Origin of the sequence: Marichromatium sp. AB31, assembly GCF_003718685.1 — a bacterium.
Classification (GTDB): domain Bacteria; phylum Pseudomonadota; class Gammaproteobacteria; order Chromatiales; family Chromatiaceae; genus Marichromatium; species Marichromatium gracile.
The window spans coordinates 96,819-118,294 of record NZ_RHFI01000002.1 but is presented as its reverse complement, the minus strand read 5'-3'; the positions used below and the strand labels follow the sequence as shown (position 1 = coordinate 118,294).

Genomic DNA, 21,476 nt, shown 5'->3' with positions numbered 1-21,476 from the left:
GCCAATCAGTCGCCGTGTCGCACCGGCGCGCGCTCGAGCAGCGCCGCAGCGGTGGCCTCGGGGATCACCGAGGCGTCGCCACGGGCGCGCTCGCGGCCCTGGTCGAGCACCAGGATCTGATCGACCCAGTCGAGCCCGGCCGGGCGGTGGGTGATCAGCAACACGGTACGACCCTGCATCAGTCGGTCGAGCGCGGCCATCAGGCTGCGCTCGGTGCCGGCGTCGAGCCCCTCGGTAGGCTCGTCGAGCAGCAGGATGGGCGCATCCTTGAGCAGCGCGCGCGCGACCGCGATACGCCGTCCCTGGCCGCCCGAGAGCCGCACCCCGGTCTCGCCGACCCAGGTGTCGTAGCCCTCCGGCAGCCCGGCGATGAAGTCATGGATCTGCGCTACCCGACAGGCCTGCTCGAGTTCGGTCTGGGTGGCGCCGGGACGGGCGACGAGCAGGTTCTCGCGGATGGTGGCGTCGAACAGATGGGTGTGCTGGCTGACCACGGCGATCTGACGGCGCAGGGTCTCGCTGTCGATGTCGCGGATGTCGTGGCCGCCGACACGGATGTTGCCGCAGTCGGTCGACCAGAAGCGCAGCAGCAGGTTGAACAGGGTGCTCTTGCCCGAGCCGGTGGCGCCGACCACCGCGGCGCGGGTGCCCTCTGGGACCCGCAGGTCGATGTCGGCGAGCGCTGCGCGTTCGGCGTCGGGATAGCTGAAACCAACCCCTTCGAAAACGATGTCGAACTGTTCCAGGCGCGGCGACGGACCGTCCGGCTCGCGGATCGCCGGCACGGTGTCGACGATGGCGAACAGCCGTCGTGCCGCGGCCAGCGAGCGCCCGAGCAGCTGGAAGGCATGGGGCAGGGGGGCGACGGCCTCGAAGCTCGCGAGGGTGAAGAGCGCGAGCATCGCCAGTTCGGGCGGCGGCAGCTCGCCCGCGCGCACCAGCGGGATCGCCAGCCACAGCAGCAGCCAGAGGTTGAGGTTGGCGCACAACCCGATCGCCGCCTGGGTCAGCCCCTGGTCGCTGTTGATCCGCGCCTGATCGGCGATCAACTGTTCGCTCAAGCCCTCGATGCGTTGCGCCTGACGCTCGGTGGCGCCGTAGACGGTGAGTTCGGCCATGCCCTGCACGCCGTCGATCACCGCGGCGCGCAGCGCGCCCTCCTGCTCGGCCAGTCGCTGCCCGGGCGCGCGCCCGCGCAGCTCGGCCCACCACGGCAGCCCGACCCCGGCGAGCAGCAGGAAGATGAGCCCGAGCAGCGCCAGGGCGGGGTCGTGGAGGGCGAGGAAGACGACGAACAGGGTGACGCTGATCAGCGCCACCACCACCGGTACCAGGACCCGGACATAGAGGTTGTCGAGCGCATCGATGTCGGCGCGGATCCGGCTGAGGATGTCGCCGCTGTGATACTGCTGCAGCCGCGCCGGGGCGAGCGGTTCGAGATGACGGTAGAACCACACCCGCAGGCTGGCGATCAGGCGGAAGGTCGCCTCGTGATTGACCAGACGCTCGCCGTAGCGCCCGGCGGTGCGGACCATCGCGCTGCCGCGGATCAGCGCCGCCGGGGCGAAGTAGTTCATCGCCACCCCGGCGGCGCCGGCGCTCGCCATCGCAGCGATGAACCAGCCCGAGGCGGCCATCAGGGTGACGTTGGCAAGCAGGGTCAGCACCGCGGCCAGGGTGCCGAGCAGCATCCAGGCGCGATAGGGCCGGAACAGCCTCCACAGTCTCAGCAGTTCGCGCATCCGCGCCTCACTCCTCTGTCGTGACGCCGGTGTGCGCCGGCGCGTCTCCGTAGGCGGCGGTCATCCGCGCATAGAGCCCGTTGGCGGCGATCAGCTGTCGGTGATCGCCCTGCTCGACGATACGTCCCTGGTCGAGTACCAGGATACCGTCGGCCCGGCGTACCGTGGCCAGGCGGTGGGCGACCACCAACAGGGTGCGGTCGCGGGCGAGGTCGTCGATGCCCTGCTGCACCAGCCGCTCGCTCTCGGGGTCGAGGTTGGCGGTGGCCTCGTCGAGGATCACCAGCGGCGCGTCGCGCAGGAAGGCGCGCGCCAGGGCAATACGCTGGATCTGGCCGCCGGAGAGCCCGGCGCCGCGCTCCCCGACCGGGTGGTCGTAGCCGCGGGGCAGGGCCTCGATGAAGTCCGCGGCGCGCGCCCGCTGCGCCGCCCGGCGTATCGCCTCGTGATCGGCCTCGGGGAGACCGAGGCGGATGTTGTCGGCGATGCTCCCCTGGAACAACCGCGGCTGCTGCGGCACCCAGGCGAGATGGGCGTGCCAGTGCGCCGGATCGATGGTGGCGAGATCGGTGTCGCCGATGAGGATCCGTCCGCGGGTCGGCTGGAGGAAGCCGAGCAGCAGGTTGATCACCGTGGTCTTGCCCGCACCGCTGGTGCCGACCAGGGCGACGCGCGCCCCGGGCGGGATCTCGAGATCGATCGCGCGCAGCGCCTCGCGCTCGGGCTCGTAGGCGAAACCGACCTGCTCGAAGCGGACCCCGAGCGGCGCGGGCAGCGCCGGGCGGGCGGTGCCCGGGGTGATCGCCGGCGGGGTGTCGAGCACCTCGATGAGTTGCTCGGCGGCGGCGACCGCGGCCATGCGGGCGTGGTACTGGGTGCCCATGTTGCGCAGCGGGGCGTAGAACTCGGGGGCGAGCATGAGCACGAACAGCCCCTGGAGGAAGCCGATGTCGGGCACGCTCAGCCAGTGCGGCACCGGCAGCGCGAGGTCGTAGAGCCGGAAGCCGATGAAGACCGCGACGATGGCGATGCCGACGGTGGCGAAGAACTCCAGCACCGAGGAGGAGAGGAAGGCGATGCGCAGCACCTGCATGGTGCTGACGCGGTAGTCGTCGGAGATGCGTCCGATCACCTCGACCTCGCGACGGCTGGCGCCGAACAGCTTGAGCGTGGTCAGGCCCTGGATGACATCGAGGAAGTGCGCGCTCATCCGCGCCAGCTGCTTCCACTGGCGCTGGTTGCGCGCCTCGGCCCCGGAGCCGATGAGGATCATGAAGACCGGGATCATCGGCGCGGTGACCAGCATCACCACCGCCGAGAGCCAGTCCATCGGCAGCACCACCATCAGCAGCGCCAGTGGGAGCACCATGGTCAGGGTCATCGCCGGGAGGAAGCGGGCGTAATAGCCTTCCAGGTCGTCGATGCCCCTGGTCAGGGTCTCGACCAGGGTGCCGCTGCGGGTGCCGGAGAGATAGGCCGGACCGAGCCGTTGCAGATGACGGTAGACCTGGTCACGCAGCCCGGCACGCACCCGTGCCGCGGCGGTGAAGGCGGCGCGCTCGGAGAGCCAGGTGATGAGCGCGCGCAGCGCCAGCAGCGCGAGCAGCCAGCCGAGCCAGCCGCCGACCTCGGTGAGTCCGGCGCCGCCGAAGATGACCGCGTCGAGGATCAGGGCGAGGAACCAGGCCTGGGCGACGGCCAGCAGGGCATGGATCAGGCTCAGCACGATCGCCCCCTTGAGGGCAGGGCCGGCGAGCGGACGCTGGGACTTGAGCCAGTCGTTGACGGACATGGTGCGAGCTTCCGGGTAGTCTGTCTGGTATTGGCGTCGGGAGGACGAGGATACGGAAGCAGCCAGGGAGGCGGCAACGGAAATTCACAAGCCGCGATCGCTCGATGCCGCGCCCCGATGGTTCGACGCCGGGGTCGTGGTGGCCGGTCGAGGCCATCGATTGGGGGAGGGGATGCTGCGCAATCCATTGCTGCTCGCCGCGCTCGGGCTGACCTCGGTGGTCGCGCTCTGGGGGGGGTTCGACACCGAGAGCCTGGCGCGGCTGGCGCAGGCGCAGGTGGCGCAGCAGTTTCGCAGTCGCGCCTGGTTCATCATGCTGATGACCAGCCTGCTCGTGGTCACGGTGCTGGCCCTGGCGTTCTCGCGCTTCGGCACCATCCGGCTCGGGCGCGATGACGAGCGCCCGGAGTTCTCCACCCTCAGCTGGCTCACCATGCTGTTTGCCGCCGGCATGGGCGTGGGGCTGCTGTTCTATGGGGCCGCCGAGCCCTTGACCCATTACCAGTTGGTGAGGGGGCGCACCGAGTCCGACCTGGCGGCAAGCTATGCGCTGGTCACCACGATCTTCAACTGGGGGCTGCATGCCTGGTCGATCTATGCCATCACCGCGCTGGTGATCGCCTATTTCAGCTATCGCAAGGGCCGCCCGGGGCTGGTCAGCAGCCCGATCCGCTATACCTTCCGTCGCGGCCGCTGGGTCGGGCCGCTGGCCTGGGTCGCCGACCTGTTGGCGATCTATGCCATCGCCATCGGTCTGGCCGGGTCGCTGGCGATCGGGGTGTTCCAAGTCGAGGGCGGGTTGGGGCATCTGTTCGGGATCACCGGCGACTGGGTGAGATACCTGGTCTTCGGTCTGCTCTGTCTGGCCTTTCTGGCGCCGCTGACGCTCGACCTCGGTCGCGGCATGGCGCGGTTGTCGAACCTGGCGATGGCCATCGCCCTGGGGCTGATGGTCTATCTGCTGCTGGTCGGGCCGACCCACTATCTGATGAACGGGGTGGTCGACACCCTGGGCGCCTATCTCTCCGGGGTGGTGCAGCAGGGCTTCGCCACCTATCCGTTCTTCGGCAAGGCCTTCCAGGACTGGTTCCATGGCTGGACGCTGAATTACATGGTGTGGTGGATCGCCTGGGCGCCCTTCGTCGGGGTGTTCGTGGCGCGGATCTCGCGCGGGCGCACCATCCGCGAGTTCGTCCTCGGCGTGGTGCTGGTGCCGACGCTGTTCTCGCTGCTGTGGTTCGGGGTGTTCGGCGGCACCGGCTTCTACGCCCTGTTGCGCGAGGGCCTGCCGCTGCTCGAGGTGGTGCGCGAGCGCCCCGAGGACACCACCTTCTTCGTGCTCGAGGCGCTGCCGCTGGCGGGATTGACCGGCTCGGCGAGCATGATCGCCGCCTTCCTGTTCCTGGTCACCAGCGTGGTGAGCGCGGCATATGTGCTGGCGATGTTCTCGACCAGCGGCGACGAGGACCCGCCGGTGCGGGTCAAGCTCGCCTGGGGGGTGCTGCTGGCGCTGCTCGGGCTGGCGATGCTGCTCGCCGATGATGTGGCGACGGTGCGCGCGATCATCGCGCTCGGTGCCATGGCCTTCGTCTTCATCCTGCCGCTGTTGGTGGTGGCCCTGCTCAAGACGCTGATGCGCGAGGAGCGGCGATGATCTGGGAGAACCTGCTCGACACCCTGCTCAATCTGGTCGTGTTCGCCTTCATCGGCGTGCTGGTCTGGCTCTATGTCCGCGACGAGGGCGATGGCAGCTAGCCCGCCGTCTCCCACTGCTGCGGCACTCGCTGGATGCGGTCGGTGTCGTAGCCGATACCGGCGAGGAAGGTGAGGATCTCACCATAGGTGGCGGGGGCGATCTCGGGCGCGCGCGCCATGATCCAGACATAGTCGCGCTTGGCTCGGCCGATCACGGTGACACTGTAGTCCGGGGCCAGCCAGATGATGCGGAAGTCACCCTTGAAGGGCCAGATGAACTGCATCCCCCAGTGTGCGTTGGTGGTGGTGTCGAGCACGAAGCCCTTGGGATTGTAGGTCTTGAGCGGGCCGTCGAAGGCATCCTTGTGGAAGGTGAAGGTGGTGGCGATGGTGCCGTCGGGGTTGAGCGCGTAGGACTCGATGGCGTTGTGCGCGCCCTTCTCGACGAAGGTCGGGATGTTGGCGATGACGTACCAGTCGCCCATGAAGCGTTGCAGGTCGACCTGATCGACGGTGTCCATGGGACGGCCTCCGGTCTCGGTGCAGGCGTTGACGAGGAGCAGCGCGGCGAGCGCGGCCAGGGATTTGAGTGAGCGGTTCATGATGATGTATCCGCGGGGTTGGGGTGCGGTCCTCGGGTGCGGGTGTCAGCGCCCATCGCCACCCCCGCTGGGTACGCGGCGCGGCGGACCGGGGATGAAGGCGTTGGTGCGCGCGACATAGTCGCGGTAGCCGGGACGACGCTCGCCGATGTCGCGCTCGAGCAGGGTGACGCCGGAGACGCGCAGCAGCAGGAAGGTCATCAACAGCGGCGCGATCAGGGCCCACCAGGCCCCGGCGGCGAGGGCGAAGAGATAGAAGGCCCACCAGATGCAGGCCTCGCCGAAATAGTTGGGGTGACGGCTGTAGCGCCACAGCCCTCGGTCCATCACCTGCCCGGCGTTCTCGGGGCGGGCCTTGAAGGCGGCGAGCTGGCGGTCGGCCAGCGCCTCGAAGGCGAAGCCCAGGCACCACAGCGCCAGCGCCAGGGCGTCGAGCCAGCCGAGTGAGGCGGGCAGCGCCATGGCGCCGAGCAGCGGCAGCGAGATCACCCAGGCGAGGATCGCCTGCAGGCCGAACACCAGATAGAGGCTCTTCCACCAGAACCCGGGGTCGTTGTCGGCGCGGATGGCCTGATAGCGCCGGTCCTCGCCCTGGCCCTGGTTGCGACGGCTGATGTGCAGGCTCAGTCGCACCGCCCACAGCGTCAGCAGCACGAAGACCAGCAGCGCGCGCGGCCCGGTCTCGGGGATGAGCAGCATGTAGACCAGCCCCATCAGCAGGAAGAACAGTGACCAGAGCGCGTCGACGATGCTGACGTCGCGCGCGATCACGCTCGCCCCCCAGCCGCAGATGCCGAGCACCAGCGCGGCGGCCAACCCCGAACCATAGACGAAGAGATCAGGCATCGGCGCCCTCGCTGTTGATGGGTCCCTCGGGTGTGTCGCGCTCGGCGGCGGTGCGGGCGAAGCGCGCGGCGATTGCCAGGCTCGCCGGCATCAGCAACGACCAGCCGCCGCCGAGGACCGCCAGTGCCACCAGCGGGTCGGGAAAGTGCACGCCGCCGAGCTTGGCGCCGGCGTAATAGGCCAGTGGTGCGCCCAGGGCGCCGATGGTGAAGGCCAGGTACCAGCGGCCCTGGAGCCAGGCGAGCGAGACGTTGAGGGTGGTGGCGAAGGCCACCCAGATGGCGATGATCCACACCGGGGCGAGCCAGGGCAGCAGCATCCCCGAGGGATAGACGAGAAAGCCGAAGCGCGCCAGCAGCCCGTCCCACAGCGCACCCATGACCGCGATCAGCACCAGCAGCCGGGCCTCGCTGCCGCGGTTGGGCGTGGTCGTCAGGTGCAGTGCGGCGACCAGCGCCACCACGCCGACGCCGAGCCAGGGCAGTTGGTGCGCGGCGCCGAGCACGCAGGCGAACCAGCCGGCCTGAAAGGCGGCGAGGTTGATGAGGATGCGGGGGAGCGACGGGGTTGCTGACATGGACTGGACTCGATCTGTGGGTTCGCGGAAACGAGACCGGCTTGAGATTCAGGTGATGCCGGCCGGGAGGGTTACAAGGGGCGGTTGAGGCCCGTGCGTATCGGCGCTGCTATGATCTGCATCCCCGGCCGCATCGGCCGATCGTCGCAACACGCAGGAGTTTTGATGAAGCATACAGCGCTTACCAAGGGTACCGCGGTCGCCGCCGTGGTGGCGGTCCTGATCTCCGGCTGCGCCGCCGATGGCTCGGGGATGACCGAGACCGGCCAGGGGGCGGCGATCGGCACCGCCACGGGGGCCGCGGCCGGGGCGATCATCGGCTCGTTCGGTGGCAACGCCGGACGTGGCGCACTGATCGGCGCCGTCGGTGGCGCGCTCGCCGGCGGCATGGTCGGTGCCTACATGGAGGAGCAGCGGCGTGACTTCGAGCGCGCGCTGGCCGACGAGATCGCGCGCGGCGTGATTCGGGTGCAACTGCTGCCCGGCGATCAGCTGGTGGTGGGGATGACCGGTGCGACCACCTTCGAGGTCGACTCCGATCGCATCAAGCCCGGCTTCTACAGCACCATGGACAAGATCGCGGCGATCGTGCGTCGCTACGGCAAGACCGAGCTGCGGGTCGCCGGTCACACCGACAGCACCGGCTCGGCGAGCTATAACCAGACGCTCTCGGAGCGTCGGGCCGTCGCCGTGGAGGGGTATCTGGAGCGTAGCGGTGTGATGCCGCAGCGCATCTTTGCGCGGGGGTATGGTCAGGACAGACCGATCGCGAGCAACGCGAGCGAGGCGGGACGCCGGCTCAACCGGCGGGTGGAGATCACCATCGTGCCGATCCAGGCGCGGGGCTGAACGCACCGCGCCCGGGCGGCGAGATCAGTCGTCGTCGGCCGGGCCGCGGAACTGCTCGGACTCGTACCACATCACGTTGATGACCCCGAAGGCGAGCGCGAGCAGCACGCCGAGGATCCAGGAAAAGTACCACATGGATGCGATCCTCCCAGTATGACCCCGCCCGGCATCGGTGGGCGGGGTCGGCTGTAACGTGCGCGCGGTCGGACCGCGCGCGGTTGCTCAGTAGGCCAGGTGGTCCTGTGCCTCGATCTCCTCGACCGTCACCCGTCGCCACATCTTGGCGTAGGTCCAGGTGGTGTACATCAGGATCAGCGGGACGAAGATCACCGCCGCCCAGAACATCACCGTCAGGGTGAGGTGGCTGGAGACCGCGTCCCAGACGATCAGGCTGCTGTCGGGGTTGGTGCTCGAGGGCATGATGAAGGGGAACATCGCCGCACCGGCGGTGACGATGATCCCGGTCAGCCCCAGGCTGCTGGCCACCAGACCGAGCCCCGGCCGGTCACGCAACGACAGCAGCACCGCCAGCCCCAGTCCGGCGAACCCGAGTACCGGGAAGGCCAGCGTCCAGGGGTGGGCGCCATAGTTGGCCAGCCAGGCGTAGGGGACGATCTCGACATCCTTGGTCAGCGGATTGGGGGTGGCGTCGAGCGCCGGCATCGCGCTCACCCGATAGCCGTCGACCCCCAGCGTCAGCCACAGCCCGGCGAGGGCGAAGGCGATGATGGTGAACAGCCCGGCGAGCTTGACCATCCGCTTGGCGCGCCCGGCGATCGGCTCGGCGGTGCGCAGCTGCAGCCAGACCGCCCCGTGCATCACCAGCATCCCCAGGCTCACCAGTCCGGCGAGCAGGGCAAAGGGGTTGAGCAGGCCGAAGAAGCTGCCGGTGTAGTAGGGGCGCAGCAGGTTGTCGAGATGGAAGGGTACGCCCTGGAGCAGGTTGCCGAAGGCGATGCCGAACACCAGCGCCGGGACCGCGCCGCCGATGAACAACCCCCAGTCCCAGGCGTTGCGCCAGTGGGGGTTGGCGATCTTGCTGCGGTAGTCGAAGCCGACCGGGCGGAAGAACAGCGCGAACAGCGCCAGCAGCATGGCGAAGTAGAACCCCGAGAAGGCGGTCGCATAGACCAGCGGCCAGGCGGCGAAGATCGCGCCGCCGGCGGTGATCAGCCACACCTGGTTGCCGTCCCAGTGCGGGCCGACGGTGTTGATGATCACCCGCCGCTCGCTGTCGTTCTTGCCGAGGAAGGGCAGCAGGGCGCCGACGCCCATGTCCATGCCGTCGGTGACGGCAAAGCCGATGAACAGCACACCGACCAGCACCCACCAGATGAATTTCAGGACTTCGTAATCGAGAATCATGTCTGACCTCCGTCTCAGTCGCTCTGTTTCTGCGGGGCGGTGGCCGGCGTCATGCCCGCGCTCGGGTTGGCAAGACGTTCGTGGTGATAGCGCCCGGTGTGCAGCGAACTCGGGCCGAGTCGCGCGAACTTGAACATCAGGAACATCTCGATCATGAACAGCAGGGTGTAGAACAGGATGAAGCCGGTGAGGCTGATCACCAGGTCGTTGACCGTCAGGCTGGAGGCGGCGATGCTGGTCGGCAGCACCTCGCCGATGGCCCAGGGCTGACGACCGAACTCGGCGACGAACCAGCCGGTCTCGGCGGCGATCCAGGGCACCGGGATGCTATAGAGGAACAGCCGCAGCAGCCAGCGCTTCTCCTGGATCACCCGCTTGGCGTTGAAGTAGAAGCCGAGCACCAGCAGCAACAGCATCCAGACCCCGGCGCCGACCATGACGCGGAAGCTCCAGAACAGCGGCGCGACCTCGGGGATCGAGTCCTTGACCGCAAGCTGGATCTGCGCCTCGGTGGCCTCGGCGGGGTTGTCGGTATAGGGCTTGAGCAGCAGTCCGTAGCCGAGATCGTCCTTGTGTTCCTCGAACACCGCGCGGTTGGCCGGGGTGTCCTCGCCGCCGCGCAGTCGTTCGAGATACTCGTAGGCGATCATGCCGCTGCGGATGCGCACCTCGTGCTCGTGCATCAGGTCCTTGAGCCCCTCGACCTCCTGGTCGAGCGAGCGGGTGGCGATCAGCCCGAGCAGCCAGGGGATCTTCACCGCGTCGTGCGTCTCCTCGTCCTCGTTGCTCGGTCGACCGTAGAGGGTGAAGGCCGCCGGGGCCTCCTCGGTGTGCCACTCGGCCTCGATCGCCGCGAGCTTGACCTTCTGCACGTCGCCGACCTCGTAGCCCGACTCGTCACCGAGCAGGATCACCGACAGGATCGAGGCCAGGCCGAAGCCGACCGCGACCGAGAAGGAGCGCTTGGCGAAGGCCAGGTCGCGACCCTTGAGCATGTACCAGGCACTGATCCCGAGCACGAACATCGAGGCGGTGACATAGCCGGCGGCGACGGTGTGCACGAACTTGACCTGGGCGACCGGGTTGAGCACCACGTCCATGAAGTTGGTCATCTCCATGCGCATGGTCTCGTAGCTGAACTCGGCGCCGACCGGGTTCTGCATCCAGCCGTTGGCCACCAGGATCCACAGCGCCGAGAGGTTGGAGCCGAGCGCGGTGAGGAAGGTCACGGTGAGGTGCTGGCGCTTGGAGAGTCGCTCCCAGCCGAGGAAGAACAGGCCGATGAAGGTCGACTCGAGGAAGAAGGCCATCAGCCCCTCGATCGCCAGCGGTGCGCCGAAGACGTCGCCGACATAGTGGCTGTAGTAGGCCCAGTTGGTCCCGAACTGGAACTCCATGGTCAGACCGGTGGTGACGCCGAGGGCGAAGTTGATACCGAACAACTTGCCCCAGAACTTGGTCATGTCGCGATAGATCTCGCGACCGGTCATCACATAGACGCTCTCCATGATCACCAGGATCCAGGACAGACCCAGGGTCAGGGGGACGAACAGGAAGTGATACATCGCGGTGCTGGCGAACTGCCACCGCGAGAGTTCGATCATGGTACTGTCGAGCATAGGCGGGTCTCCAGAGGGAGCCGAAACATAGGGTGAAGCGACGACGTCGCTGCGCTGGATCGATGACGTGCCACCCTGATGGCGGCGGTGGCGCGCAAAATCCAGCGCCGGTGGCGCCTGAGGCCACAGGTTAGTGCGGGGAATATGCGAGAGGAATGACCTGCGGCAAGATCGAAGGGCAGGCGGATGTTAGCCGTTGGCTGCTTCAGTGGGGGCGGAGCGCTGCGTGAAGGGGTGTCTGGAGAGGTCTGCAGGCTTCTTCATGCACTTGCTTTCGAAGGCTTTTTTGGTTGTTTCCGAAGTCTTCTAATGGGGTGTGCTCTGTCATCCAAGAGGGCGGTCGGCGGTCTTCCCCTCGTTTTCTTCATGGGATTGATGCCGCCCCGGTGCGGGGCGGCCGGGCGTGGTCGGCTCAGTGCTCGTGCGGGTGTGCCGCCGGGAGCAGCTTGCCGGCTGCGAGCATGGTCGCCGCTTCGATCGGGTCGGTGGCGCTGGTGGTGTGGACCACCACTCCCTGGCGCGACATGCGCTGCACGAAACCCTGTCCGGCGCCCTGGGTGAGCAGCGCATCGAGTCCGAGCGCGAACAGTGGGTGATCGTCGCCGTGGTAGTCGTGCAGCGACATGCCCGCGGGCAGATCGAGTCGCTCGACCTCGGTGGCACCCTCGGCGTTGGCCTCGAGGATGAGGAAGCGGCGGGTCTTGCCGGCGTGTCCGGTGATGGTGCGGAAGTTCTGGCTGGTGACGGCGATGCGCATGGTTCGGCTCCGATTGCAGGTCGTGGGCTGGGGGGCCTTGTCGCAGAGTCCACAGGCCCAGTCCTCCATGGCGGCGTTGGCCACCGGCATCGGCGCCTCCATGAAGGTGATGACGAAGCCCGCCTCGGTCTCGGCGATACCGATCGAGCGCGGGCGAACCGCCAGCACCTGCACGTCCGGCAACGAGATGCCGAAGCAGAAGATCAGGTTCTTGGCCGCGAGGATGCCCTCGCCGACATGGCCCTCGGGCAGTGCGCTGGTGTGGGCGTGGTGGTCGAACTCGGCGATGAAGCGCGCCGAGTCGTAGCGCTCGATACAGGCGCGGAAGTAGTCGCAGATGGCCTCGACCGAGTCGTAGCTGGTCTCTTCGCGACCGATCTCGAGACAATAGACCGGATACCGTTCCTGGTACAGGCTCTGTTTCATGCGCTCAAAAACTCCGTCGGTGGTCGCGCGCGTGTCTGGCCCTGCATCCGTGCGCGTCCGCCGGCGGGCAGCCGGCCCCGGTTGCGGGGAGCTCGGGCCGCGAGAGCGGAGGCTGTGGGTGTCGTGGCGCTCGGCTTCCAGAGCGGGCAGGGTAGGGCGCGGCCCCCGAGGGGGCATTGAAATCGGTCAACCGCGAGCCGGGGCGGACTCGGCTCAGTCCTCGGCGATACGGCGCAGGTTGGGGATGTCGAGCAGGAAGGTGTTGGGCGCGCTCTCGACCAGCAGGCTCTGACGCTTGAACTCGGCGATGGTGCGGCTGGCCGTCTCGGTGGTGACGCCGAGCATGGCACCCATGTCCTCGCGGCTGAACAGCTGGCACTCGCTGGTCTTGCGGTCACGTACCAGCCGCAGCAGCAGGCGCGAGACGCGCTGTCGGGCCGATCCGGTCGAGAGCTCGGTGAGCCAGGCGTCGGCCTCGCTCAGGGCGTGCTGCCAGCGCGCCATCAGCTCGCGGTGCAGCGCCGGGTTCTCGATCCCCAGCTCGCGCACCGCGCGCGCCGGGAAGCGGCAGACCTCGGTCGGCTGCAGGGCGACGGCGTCGTGGTGATAGCTCTCCTCGAGCAGCGCCTCGAGTCCGAGCACGTCGGTGGTGCGCACGATGCGCACGATGCGCTGGCTGCCGTCGGGGAGATACTGCACCAGCTTGAGCGCCCCGCTGCGGACCGTGAACATGAATCCGGCGCCGTCGCCGGCCTGATAGAGTGCGGTGCCTGGTTTCAGCGTGAACTGGTCGATCGGGTCGTGGATGCGCTCGAAGTCCGTCTCCTCGAGCCCGGCGAACAGTACCGAGGCTCGCAGCGAGCAGTTCAGGCAGTTTGCCTCTCCGGACCAGGCATCCCGAAGTGTGACGCTCTTCACCATCGGATCGGTATCAACTCCAGGGTGGGGCGCGGGTCGCGCGTGCGAATCAGGGATGAGAGTGTACCCCGTTTTCGTCTCGTGGGCGCAGCCTCACGCCCTGGTGGCTGCGGTGTCGGCTGTTGCGCGCCTTGTCCGCCCTCTCTAACCTCGGGGGTCTTCGATCGGCCGTGCCGACGCTCCCTTCCCGCAATCGCACCAGGATACCCGATGAGCCTACTCAGTCTCGATGATGTTTCCCTCTCCTATGGTCTGCCGCCGTTGCTCGACGGTGTCTCCTTCACCATCGAGCGGGGCGAGCGTGTCTGTCTGATCGGCCGCAATGGCGCCGGCAAGTCGACGCTGATGCGGATCGTCGCCGGCGAGGTCCAGCCCGATGGCGGTCAGCGCCGGGTGGGGCAGGGGATGCGCATCGCCAAGCTCGACCAGGAGCTGCCGGTCGGTCATGAGGCGAGCGTGTTCGAGGTGGTCGCCGGCGGGCTCGGCGAGCTCGGCGAGCTGGTGCGCGAGTACTTCACCTGTTCGCACGCCCTCGGCGCCGATGCCGGCGAGGACGAGCTGGCGCGCCTGGCACGGCTGCAGCAGCGGCTCGACGACGAGGGTGGCTGGGAGATCGAGCAGCGCACCGAGCGGGTCATCTCGCGTCTCGGGCTCGATCCGCAGGGGCGTTTCGAGGCGCTCTCCGGCGGTCAGCAGCGCCGCGTGCTGCTGGCTCGCGCCCTGGTTACCGAGCCCGACCTGTTGCTGCTCGACGAGCCGACCAACCATCTCGACATCGACTCGATCGACTGGCTCGAGTCCTTCCTCGTCGACTTCCAGGGGGCGTTGCTGTTCATCACCCACGACCGCCGCTTCCTGCAGCGTCTCGCCACCCGCATCCTCGAGCTCGATCGCGGCAAGCTCACCGACTGGCCGGGCGACTACGACAACTATCTGCGCCGGCGCGAGGAGCGGCTCCACGCCGAGGCCCAGGCCGCGGCCCAGTTCGATCGCCGGCTCGCCGAGGAGGAGCGCTGGATCCGTCAGGGCATCAAGGCCCGGCGCACCCGCAACGAGGGCCGGGTGCGCGCACTCGAGGCGATGCGCGAGGCGCGCCGGGCGCGGCGCGAGCAGCAGGGGCAGGCGCGCATCCGCGTCGACGCCGGCGAGCGTTCGGGCAAGCTGGTGGTCGAGGCCGAGGGGCTCACCCACACCTGGGACGAGAAGACGGTGATCCGCGACTTCTCCACCCTGATCCTGCGTGGCGACAAGGTCGGGGTGATCGGTCCCAACGGCGCCGGCAAGAGCACCCTGCTCAAGCTGCTGCTCGGCGCGCTCGAACCGCAGCAGGGGCGGGTGCGGCTGGGCACCAACCTTGAGGTCGCCTATTTCGATCAGCTACGCGCCCAGCTCGACCCCGAGCGCAGCGTCCAGGACAACGTCGCCGAGGGCAGCGATCAGATCGAGGTCGAGGGCCGCAGCCTGCACGTACTCTCCTATCTCAAGGACTTCCTGTTCACCCCGGAGCGGGCGCGCCAGCCGGTCAAGGCGCTCTCCGGCGGCGAGCGCAATCGCCTGCTGCTGGCCAAGCTGTTCACCCGACCGGCCAACCTGCTGGTGCTCGACGAGCCGACCAACGATCTCGACGCCGAGACCCTGGAGCTGCTCGATGAGCTGCTGGTGAACTTCCAGGGCACCCTGCTGCTGGTCAGCCACGACCGCGCGCTGCTCGACAACGTGGTCACCAGCACCCTGGTGTTCGAGGGTGATGGGCGGATCGGCGAGTATGTCGGCGGTTATACCGACTGGCAGCGTCAGCAGGCGCGTCGCGAGGCCGAGGCGGCCGCCGCCGAGCGCGAACGCGCCCGCCCGGCCAAGACGGCGCCGGCGCCGCGGCCCAAGCGCGAGGGGGGCAAGCTCGGCTACAAGGAGACCCGCGAGCTGGCCGAGTTGCCGGCGCGGATCGAGTCGCTCGAGCAGGCCCAGGCCGAGCTGCACGCGCGCATGGCCGATCCCGCGTTCTATCGCGAAGCGGGCGAGGCGGTGGCGACGACACGCGCCGAACTCGAGGCGGTGGAGCGCGAGCTGGAGCAGGCCTTCGCCCGCTGGGAGGCGCTCGAGGCGCGGCGTGGTTGACGCCGACGCTGGTCAGCGCTGGACGGACTGACTACCATCGGGTGCAGATCCCGGTCGCCGCCGCCGGGCGCGAGGTTCGCCTCGCCGGCGCGCGGTGATCGTCCATCGCAGCATCCAGGAGCATTGTCCTTGAAGTTCACGGTCGAAGAATTCCGCGCTTGGCCCCACAAGTGCGTCACCCTGCTCGGCATGTCCGGTGTCGGCAAGACCCATCTGTCGGCGATGCTGCGCCGGCAGGACTGGTTCCACTATTCCGGCGACTATCGCATCGGCACCCGCTATCTCGACGAGCCGATCCTCGATCTGGTCAAGGCGCATGCGATGCGCGATCCCTTCCTGCGCGAGCTGCTGCGGCGCGACTGGATCTCGATGCGCAACAACATCAAGGTCACCGACCTGGGGCCGGTGATGAGCTTCGTCGGCAAGCTCGGCAACCCCGAGCGCGGCGGGCTCGGACTCGAGGAGTTCAGCCGCCGCCAGACGCTCTATCGTCAGGCCGAGATCGCCGCCATGCTCGATCTGCCCGAGTTCGTGCGCAAGGCGCAGGACATCTACAACTATCCCCATCTGGTCAACGATGTCGGCGGCAGCCTGTGCGAGCTCGACGAGCCGCGGGTGATCGATCTGCTGGCCGCGCACAGTCTGATCCTCTATATCCGTGTCCCCGAGGTCGACGAGATCAAGCTGATCGAGCGCGCCCAGGCCGACCCCAAGCCGCTCTATTACCGTCCCGACTTCCTCCGCGAGGCGGTCTCCGACTATCTCGCCGAGCGCGGTCTCGACTATGTCGCCGAGATCGAACCCGATGACTTCACCCGCTGGGTGTTCCCGCGTCTGTTCCACTCGCGGGTGCCGCGCTACGAGGCCATCGCTCGTCCCCACGGCTATACGGTCTCCTCGGAGGACGTCGCCCGGGTGCGCGACGAGCAAGACTTTCTGCAGTTGGTCGAATCGGCGATCGCCGCCCAGGCGGTGGCCGCCTGACCGAGAGGAGCCCTGATACGTCCATGCCCATCGTCGCCCACAACGATCTGCCCACCTTCAGCCGGTTGCGCGAGGAGGGGCAGACCATCCTCGAACCCAACCGCGCCTTGCAGCAGGACATCCGCGAGCTGCATATCGGGCTGTTGAACATGATGCCTGACCCGGCGCTGGCGGCCACCGAGCGGCAGTTCTTCCGGCTGATCGGTCAGAGCAACCAGATCGCCCAGTTCTACATCCATCCATTCACCCTCGACGGGCTCAGACGCAGCGACGAGGCCCGCGCCTATATCGAGCGCTATTACGAGTCGTTCGAGACCATTCGCGCCGAGGGGCTGGATGCGCTGATCATCACCGGCGCCAACGTCACCGGCCCGGAACTGGCTGACGAGCCGTTCTGGGAGCCGCTGATCGAGGTGGTGGAGTGGGCCAGCGAGTATGTCTGCTCGACCCTGTTCTCCTGTCTGGCGACCCATGCGGTGCTGCAGTTCGCCTATGGCCAGCGTCGTCGGCGTCTGGCGGAGAAGCGCTGGGGGGTCTATCCGCACCGGGTGTTCGATCGCTCCCACCCCCTGGTGAGCAACGTCAACACCTGTTTCGACGTGCCGCACTCGCGCTACAACGAGGTTTCGCGCGCCCAGTTCGAGGCCGCCGGCCTGCACGTGCTCGCCGAGAGCGCGGCCGGGGTGCATCTGGCGGTGAGCGCCGATGGGCTGCGTCAGGTCTTCTTCCAGGGCCATCCGGAGTACGACACCATCTCGCTGCTCAAGGAGTACAAGCGCGAGGTGCGTCTGTTCTTCGCCGCTCAGCGCGAGGAGTATCCGCCCTTCCCCGAGGCCTACTTCGGGCTGCAGGCGCGGGCCATCCTCGACGAGTATCGCGGTCGAGTGATCGCGGCCCGGGAGCGGGGGGAGGCGCTGCCGCCCTTCCCCGAGGCGCGAATCGTCGCCGGGCTCGACAACACCTGGCACGACACCGCCGAGGGCGTGCTCGGCAACTGGATGGGCCTGATCTATCAGGTCACCAACAGTGACCGCAAGCTCCCTTTCATGCCACATGTCGACCCGCACGACCCGCTCGCGCTGAGTTGGCATCGCGATGAGGCGACGCATCCGGGCTGATCCGGTCTCGCGCTCGGCGTCGTCGGCAGCCTTGTCGTCGGCGTCGTCGTCGTATCGTGTGTAGTGCGCGCGGCGTCACGCATCGCCGTCTTCATCGTTTCCCTGCTTCCCACGCTTCCCTTCACCCCCTCCCGCATCCTTCGCCATGACTGACGATGGTCGAGATGCTGCGCTTTCAAGTGGCTGTTTTGATTGGGTCGAGGCCGGCCTGCGCGGCCCTGTTCGTGTTGTCTTTGCCCCCTGAGTGTCGTGTTTTGTTGCGCCGAAGTTACACAAAAGGTCTTCGTGTTGTGAAAAATCCACGACTGCGGCAGGGGGATTGCTTGGGTGGTCTCTGTGCCGGGTTTTGTGAAGACAGCATCAGTTTTCAGGTTTATGGACATTTTGGCTCGATTGTGCTTGTTGACTGTTGCTTTTTTGTACTAGACTGAAGGTGTGAGATGGCGTTGATGATGCGGCACGGATGGTTTGTTGCTTATTTGCATCATTCCTGTCCTTACCAGGCCACAGGTACCGCGTCTCCCCTCGATCGCCCGCCCCTCAAATGCTCAACCGGACCAGGCCCGACAATGTTTGACGAAACTGAAAACAGCATCCGTTACAAGTGGAATCCACGCACCCAGACCGGCTACAAGCTGCGCTTCGATGCCGAGGGTGCCGCCAAGGGTGGTCACTGCTGCTATCACGTCGAAGACTGGAACTGCCACACCGTCACCAACGAGTGGCCGTGCGAGAACCTCGACGAGGCGCTGCAGGTGCTCAACCACTTCTTCTCGCTCGACCTCGAGCGCGAGCGCGAGCGACTCAGCTCCTGGCTGCCTCGCTACAACGCCGCCTGATCACAACCTGATGCCTGCCGGCGACGCATGGATGCGTCGTCGCCCCTTGCGGACGCCTCCGGCGTCCGTTTTCGTCTCCGCTTCCCCGCTTCCCCGCTTCCCCGCTTCCCCGCTTCAGCGTTTCCGTCTTCCTATCAGTGCCGACCATCAGGGCAGTGTTCATTTATATAAACAAAATGAATGGGCCAATCATTTAATAAAGTTTTTCATCGGCATCTTTGGGTTTGAAAGATAGACGACCGCAATATTAGAATGCGGTAAAACAAATCATCCCCCAAGGGTGTGCCGATGCAAGATCATCCCAGTCATTCGGATAGCGCGATCGGTCGGGTCGAGGTCAAGGAGACCACCTGCTATATGTGCGCCTGCCGTTGCGGTATTCGCGTGCACCTGCGTGATGGTGAGGTCCGCTATATCGACGGCAACCCGCGTCATCCGCTCAACAAGGGGGTGATCTGCGCCAAGGGCAGCTCGGGGATCATGAAGCAGTACTCCCCGGCGCGCCTGACCCGCCCGTTGCGCCGCAGACCCGGGGCCGAGCGTGGCGAGAGCGACTTCGAGGAGATCTCCTGGGACGAGGCGCTGGAGCTGCTCGAGACCCGCCTGCGCCGGCTGCGCGCCGAGGACCCCAAGCGCTTCGCGCTGTTCACCGGGCGCGACCAGATGCAGGCGCTCACCGGGATGTTCGCCAAGCAGTTCGGCACCCCCAACTATGCCGCCCACGGCGGCTTCTGCTCGGTCAACATGGCCGCCGGGCTGATCTACAGCATCGGTGGATCGTTCTGGGAGTTCGGCGGTCCGGACCTCGATCGCGCCAAGCTGTTCGTGATGATCGGCACCGCCGAGGATCATCACTCCAACCCGCTCAAAATCGCGATCTCCGAATTCAAGCGGCGTGGCGGTCGCTTCATCTCGATCAATCCGATCCGCACCGGTTATTCGGCGATCGCCGATGAATGGGTGCCGATCCGCCCGGGGACCGATGGCGCGCTGCTGCTCGCGATCAATCACGAGATCCTCGCGCGCGGGCTGTTCGATCGCGACTTCCTCATTCAATACACCAATGCCGCCGAGCTGGTGGTGAGCGACGAGGCGCACGACGAGGCCGGGCTGTTCTATCGCGTCGAGACCGAGGCCGCGCCCGACTGTTTCGATCCGCAGGACCGGTTGTGGTGGGATCGCGCGAGCGATGCCGCGGTGCGCGCCCGCACCCCCGGCGTCGAGCCGCGGCTGCTCGGTGCCTATACCCTGGAGGACGGCACCGCGGTCAAGCCCGCCTTCCAGCTGCTCAAGGACCGACTCGCCGACTACACCCCGGAGTGGGCCGCCGAGGTCACCGGCATCCCCGCCGCAACCATCCGCCGGCTCGCCCACGAGATGGGCGTGACCGCGCGCGATCACCAGATCGAGCTGCCGATCCCCTGGACCGATTGCTGGGATCGCGAACACGCCTCGGTCACCGGCAACCCGGTGGCCTTCCACGCCATGCGCGGCATGGCGGCGCATTCCAACGGTTTCCAGGGCATCCGCGCGCTCGGCGTGCTGATGAGCCTGCTCGGCACCATCGACCGCCCCGGCGGCTTCCGTCACAAGGCGCCCTTCCCGCGCCCGATCCCGCCCTGTCCCAAGCCGCCGAACGACCCCGCGGCGGTGCGCCCGGATACCCCGCTCGACGGTCTGCCGCTGGGCTGGCCGGCCGACCCGGACGACCTCTTCGTCGATGACGAGGGCGAGGCGGTCCGGCTCGACAAGGCCTTCTCCTGGGAGTACCCGCTGGCGGTGCACGGGCTGATGCACAACGTCATCACCAACGCCTGGCGCGGCGACCCCTATCCGATCGACACCCTGGTGCTGTTCATGGCCAACATGGCCTGGAACTCGACGATGAACACCAGCGAGGTGCGACGGATGCTCGTCGACAAGGACGAGCAGGGCGATTACCGCATCCCCTTCCTGGCGGTCTGCGACACCTTCTCCTCCGAGACCGTCGCCTTCGCCGACCTGGTGCTGCCCGACACCAGCTATCTCGAGCGTCACGACGTGCTGTCGATGCTCGACCGGCCGATCTCCGAGTTCGACGGTCCGGTCGACGCGGTACGGGTGCCGGTGCTGCCGCCGAAGGGCGAGTGTCGCCCCTTCCAGGACGTGCTCATCGAGCTCGGCACCCGGCTCGGGCTGCCGGCCTTCGTCGACGGCGAGGGACGGCGCAAGTACCGCGACTACCCCGACTTCATCGTCAACTACGAGACCTCGCCCGGCTCCGGGATCGGCTTCCTCGCCGGCTGGCGCGGCGCCGAGGGCGATCAGGTGCTCAAGGGCGCGCCCAACCCCGAGCAGTGGGAGCGCTATGTCGAGCACGGCTGCGTCTTCCACCACCAGTTGCCGCCGAGCTACCAGTACATGCGCAACTGGAACAAGGGCTATCTGCACTGGGCGCGCGCCCACGGCATGATCCGCTATGCCGACCCGATCATCATCCATCTCTACTCCGAGGTGCTGCAGCGCTTCCGCCGCGCCGCCCAGGGCAAGGGCGAGGGGCGGCGTCCGCCGCCGCGGCTGCGCGAGCGCATCGCCACCTATTTCGACCCCTTGCCCTTCTACTACGCGCCGCTCGAGGACGGGCTGATCGACGCCGAGCGCTATCCGCTCAACGCCCTGACCCAGCGACCGATGGCGATGTACCACAGCTGGGACAGCCAGAACGCCTGGCTGCGCCAGATCCACAGCCACAACTATCTGTTCGTCAACCCACGGGTCGGCGCCGCCGAGGGTTTCGCCGACGGCGACTGGATCTGGGTGGAGTCGGCGCATGGTCGGGTGCGCTGCATGTGTCGCTTCTCCGAGGCCGTCGAGCCCGGCACGGTGTGGACCTGGAACGCCATCGGCAAGGCCGCCGGGGCCTGGGGCCTGGCGGCCAATGCCGACGAGTCGCGCAAGGGCTTTCTGCTCAACCACCTGATCGCCGAGGAGCTGCCCGAGCATGTCGCCGGGGCGCACCTCTCCAACGCCGATCCGGTGACCGGCCAGGCCGCCTGGTTCGATCTGCGGGTGCGGGTCTACAAGGCCGGTCCCAAGGAGCCTGCGATCACCGCGCCGCAGTTCGCGCCGATGCCGCGACTGCCCGGCCAGGAGCCGGGACGCGGTCGCTGGCAGGCCTATGTGGCCGGCATCTTCTCCAAGAAATGAGCGACTGGCGACCGCATCGCGAGTGCCGGCGTCTGCGTCGCGCCGT

General features: G+C 67.5%; 16 protein-coding genes and 1 pseudogene. 7 read left to right on the top strand and 10 right to left on the bottom strand.

Features of this window, described 5'->3' with window-relative positions; translation table 11 throughout:
* Nucleotides 1-5: 5 nt before the first annotated feature.
* Both cydC and cydD read right to left on the bottom strand, forming a co-directional pair.
* Nucleotides 6-1,742, bottom strand: a complete 1,737-nt coding sequence (gene cydC / locus EBL84_RS02825; protein ID WP_123139434.1) for a thiol reductant ABC exporter subunit CydC — start codon at nucleotides 1,740-1,742, stop codon at nucleotides 6-8.
* 7 nt (nucleotides 1,743-1,749) lie between these two features.
* Nucleotides 1,750-3,534, bottom strand: coding sequence for a thiol reductant ABC exporter subunit CydD (gene cydD / locus EBL84_RS02820; protein ID WP_123139433.1), 1,785 nt, complete (start codon nucleotides 3,532-3,534; stop codon nucleotides 1,750-1,752).
* Between the two features lie 172 nt (nucleotides 3,535-3,706).
* Here cydD and EBL84_RS02815 point away from each other — a divergent pair, with 172 nt between their 5' ends.
* Nucleotides 3,707-5,188 (top strand): BCCT family transporter, encoded by a 1,482-nt coding sequence (locus EBL84_RS02815; protein WP_123139432.1) that lies wholly within the window; start codon nucleotides 3,707-3,709, stop codon nucleotides 5,186-5,188.
* Between the two features lie 97 nt (nucleotides 5,189-5,285).
* On the opposite strand, the gene EBL84_RS02810 is transcribed toward EBL84_RS02815, so the two are convergent.
* The 3 genes from EBL84_RS02810 to EBL84_RS02800 are packed head-to-tail and all read right to left on the bottom strand — an operon-like array spanning nucleotide 5,286 to nucleotide 7,254.
* Entirely contained in the window at nucleotides 5,286-5,831 is a 546-nt protein-coding gene (locus EBL84_RS02810; RefSeq protein ID WP_123139431.1) for a lipocalin family protein, read from the bottom strand.
* A 45-nt stretch (nucleotides 5,832-5,876) separates the two neighbouring features.
* Entirely contained in the window at nucleotides 5,877-6,677 is an 801-nt protein-coding gene (locus EBL84_RS02805; protein WP_123139430.1) for a DUF1295 domain-containing protein, read from the bottom strand.
* A complete protein-coding gene (locus EBL84_RS02800; RefSeq protein WP_123139429.1) occupies nucleotides 6,670-7,254 on the bottom strand; it encodes a DUF2878 domain-containing protein in 585 nt (194 codons plus the stop codon). Before EBL84_RS02800 ends, EBL84_RS02805 begins: the two co-directional genes overlap by 8 nt.
* A gap of 165 nt (nucleotides 7,255-7,419) precedes the next feature.
* Between EBL84_RS02800 and EBL84_RS02795 the strand changes: the two genes are divergently transcribed.
* On the top strand, nucleotides 7,420-8,103 hold the full coding sequence (locus tag EBL84_RS02795) for an OmpA family protein (protein ID WP_123139428.1): 684 nt from the start codon (nucleotides 7,420-7,422) through the stop codon (nucleotides 8,101-8,103).
* Between the two features lie 24 nt (nucleotides 8,104-8,127).
* Here EBL84_RS02795 and cydX read toward each other — a convergent pair whose 3' ends face one another.
* From cydX to EBL84_RS02765, 5 genes and pseudogenes are all read right to left on the bottom strand, one after another.
* Nucleotides 8,128-8,238, bottom strand: a complete 111-nt coding sequence (cydX, locus tag EBL84_RS02790) for a cytochrome bd-I oxidase subunit CydX (RefSeq protein WP_082806015.1) — start codon at nucleotides 8,236-8,238, stop codon at nucleotides 8,128-8,130.
* Nucleotides 8,239-8,325: 87 nt separating this feature from the next.
* Entirely contained in the window at nucleotides 8,326-9,468 is a 1,143-nt protein-coding gene (gene cydB / locus EBL84_RS02785; protein ID WP_123139427.1) for a cytochrome d ubiquinol oxidase subunit II, read from the bottom strand.
* Nucleotides 9,469-9,482: 14 nt separating this feature from the next.
* Entirely contained in the window at nucleotides 9,483-11,087 is a 1,605-nt protein-coding gene (locus EBL84_RS02780) for a cytochrome ubiquinol oxidase subunit I (protein WP_123139426.1), read from the bottom strand.
* A 799-nt stretch (nucleotides 11,088-11,886) separates the two neighbouring features.
* Nucleotides 11,887-12,270: pseudogene (locus EBL84_RS02770) on the bottom strand (DUF6858 family protein); the annotation flags it as partial.
* A 213-nt stretch (nucleotides 12,271-12,483) separates the two neighbouring features.
* A complete protein-coding gene (locus EBL84_RS02765) occupies nucleotides 12,484-13,191 on the bottom strand; it encodes a Crp/Fnr family transcriptional regulator (protein ID WP_123139425.1) in 708 nt (235 codons plus the stop codon).
* Nucleotides 13,192-13,398: 207 nt separating this feature from the next.
* Here EBL84_RS02765 and EBL84_RS02760 point away from each other — a divergent pair, with 207 nt between their 5' ends.
* From EBL84_RS02760 to soeA, 5 genes are all read left to right on the top strand, one after another.
* A complete protein-coding gene (locus EBL84_RS02760) occupies nucleotides 13,399-15,303 on the top strand; it encodes an ATP-binding cassette domain-containing protein (protein ID WP_123139424.1) in 1,905 nt (634 codons plus the stop codon).
* Nucleotides 15,304-15,432: 129 nt separating this feature from the next.
* Complete coding sequence (locus EBL84_RS02755; RefSeq protein WP_123139423.1) at nucleotides 15,433-16,287, top strand: ATPase; 855 nt, start codon at nucleotides 15,433-15,435, stop codon at nucleotides 16,285-16,287.
* A 23-nt stretch (nucleotides 16,288-16,310) separates the two neighbouring features.
* Nucleotides 16,311-17,405, top strand: a complete 1,095-nt coding sequence (locus tag EBL84_RS02750; RefSeq protein ID WP_123139422.1) for a homoserine O-succinyltransferase — start codon at nucleotides 16,311-16,313, stop codon at nucleotides 17,403-17,405.
* 569 nt (nucleotides 17,406-17,974) lie between these two features.
* Nucleotides 17,975-18,244, top strand: a complete 270-nt coding sequence (locus EBL84_RS02745) for a hypothetical protein (protein ID WP_005224002.1) — start codon at nucleotides 17,975-17,977, stop codon at nucleotides 18,242-18,244.
* A gap of 288 nt (nucleotides 18,245-18,532) precedes the next feature.
* Nucleotides 18,533-21,430: a sulfite dehydrogenase subunit SoeA gene (gene soeA / locus EBL84_RS02740; protein WP_123139421.1), complete on the top strand. Its 2,898-nt coding sequence runs from the start codon at nucleotides 18,533-18,535 to the stop codon at nucleotides 21,428-21,430.
* The last annotated feature ends 46 nt before the right edge of the window (nucleotides 21,431-21,476 follow it).

What these genes read in the sequence shown, in the direction of transcription:
- cydC (WP_123139434.1), bottom strand. Translation starts at nt 1,742, where the DNA reads ATGCGCGAACTGCTGAGACTGTGGAGGCTGTTCCGGCCCTATCGCGCC.
- cydD (WP_123139433.1), bottom strand. Translation starts at nt 3,534, where the DNA reads ATGTCCGTCAACGACTGGCTCAAGTCCCAGCGTCCGCTCGCCGGCCCT.
- EBL84_RS02815 (WP_123139432.1), top strand. Translation starts at nt 3,707, where the DNA reads ATGCTGCGCAATCCATTGCTGCTCGCCGCGCTCGGGCTGACCTCGGTG.
- EBL84_RS02810 (WP_123139431.1), bottom strand. Translation starts at nt 5,831, where the DNA reads ATGAACCGCTCACTCAAATCCCTGGCCGCGCTCGCCGCGCTGCTCCTC.
- EBL84_RS02805 (WP_123139430.1), bottom strand. Translation starts at nt 6,677, where the DNA reads ATGCCTGATCTCTTCGTCTATGGTTCGGGGTTGGCCGCCGCGCTGGTG.
- EBL84_RS02800 (WP_123139429.1), bottom strand. Translation starts at nt 7,254, where the DNA reads ATGTCAGCAACCCCGTCGCTCCCCCGCATCCTCATCAACCTCGCCGCC.
- EBL84_RS02795 (WP_123139428.1), top strand. Translation starts at nt 7,420, where the DNA reads ATGAAGCATACAGCGCTTACCAAGGGTACCGCGGTCGCCGCCGTGGTG.
- cydX (WP_082806015.1), bottom strand. Translation starts at nt 8,238, where the DNA reads ATGTGGTACTTTTCCTGGATCCTCGGCGTGCTGCTCGCGCTCGCCTTC.
- cydB (WP_123139427.1), bottom strand. Translation starts at nt 9,468, where the DNA reads ATGATTCTCGATTACGAAGTCCTGAAATTCATCTGGTGGGTGCTGGTC.
- EBL84_RS02780 (WP_123139426.1), bottom strand. Translation starts at nt 11,087, where the DNA reads ATGCTCGACAGTACCATGATCGAACTCTCGCGGTGGCAGTTCGCCAGC.
- EBL84_RS02765 (WP_123139425.1), bottom strand. Translation starts at nt 13,191, where the DNA reads ATGGTGAAGAGCGTCACACTTCGGGATGCCTGGTCCGGAGAGGCAAAC.
- EBL84_RS02760 (WP_123139424.1), top strand. Translation starts at nt 13,399, where the DNA reads ATGAGCCTACTCAGTCTCGATGATGTTTCCCTCTCCTATGGTCTGCCG.
- EBL84_RS02750 (WP_123139422.1), top strand. Translation starts at nt 16,311, where the DNA reads ATGCCCATCGTCGCCCACAACGATCTGCCCACCTTCAGCCGGTTGCGC.
- EBL84_RS02745 (WP_005224002.1), top strand. Translation starts at nt 17,975, where the DNA reads ATGTTTGACGAAACTGAAAACAGCATCCGTTACAAGTGGAATCCACGC.
- soeA (WP_123139421.1), top strand. Translation starts at nt 18,533, where the DNA reads ATGCAAGATCATCCCAGTCATTCGGATAGCGCGATCGGTCGGGTCGAG.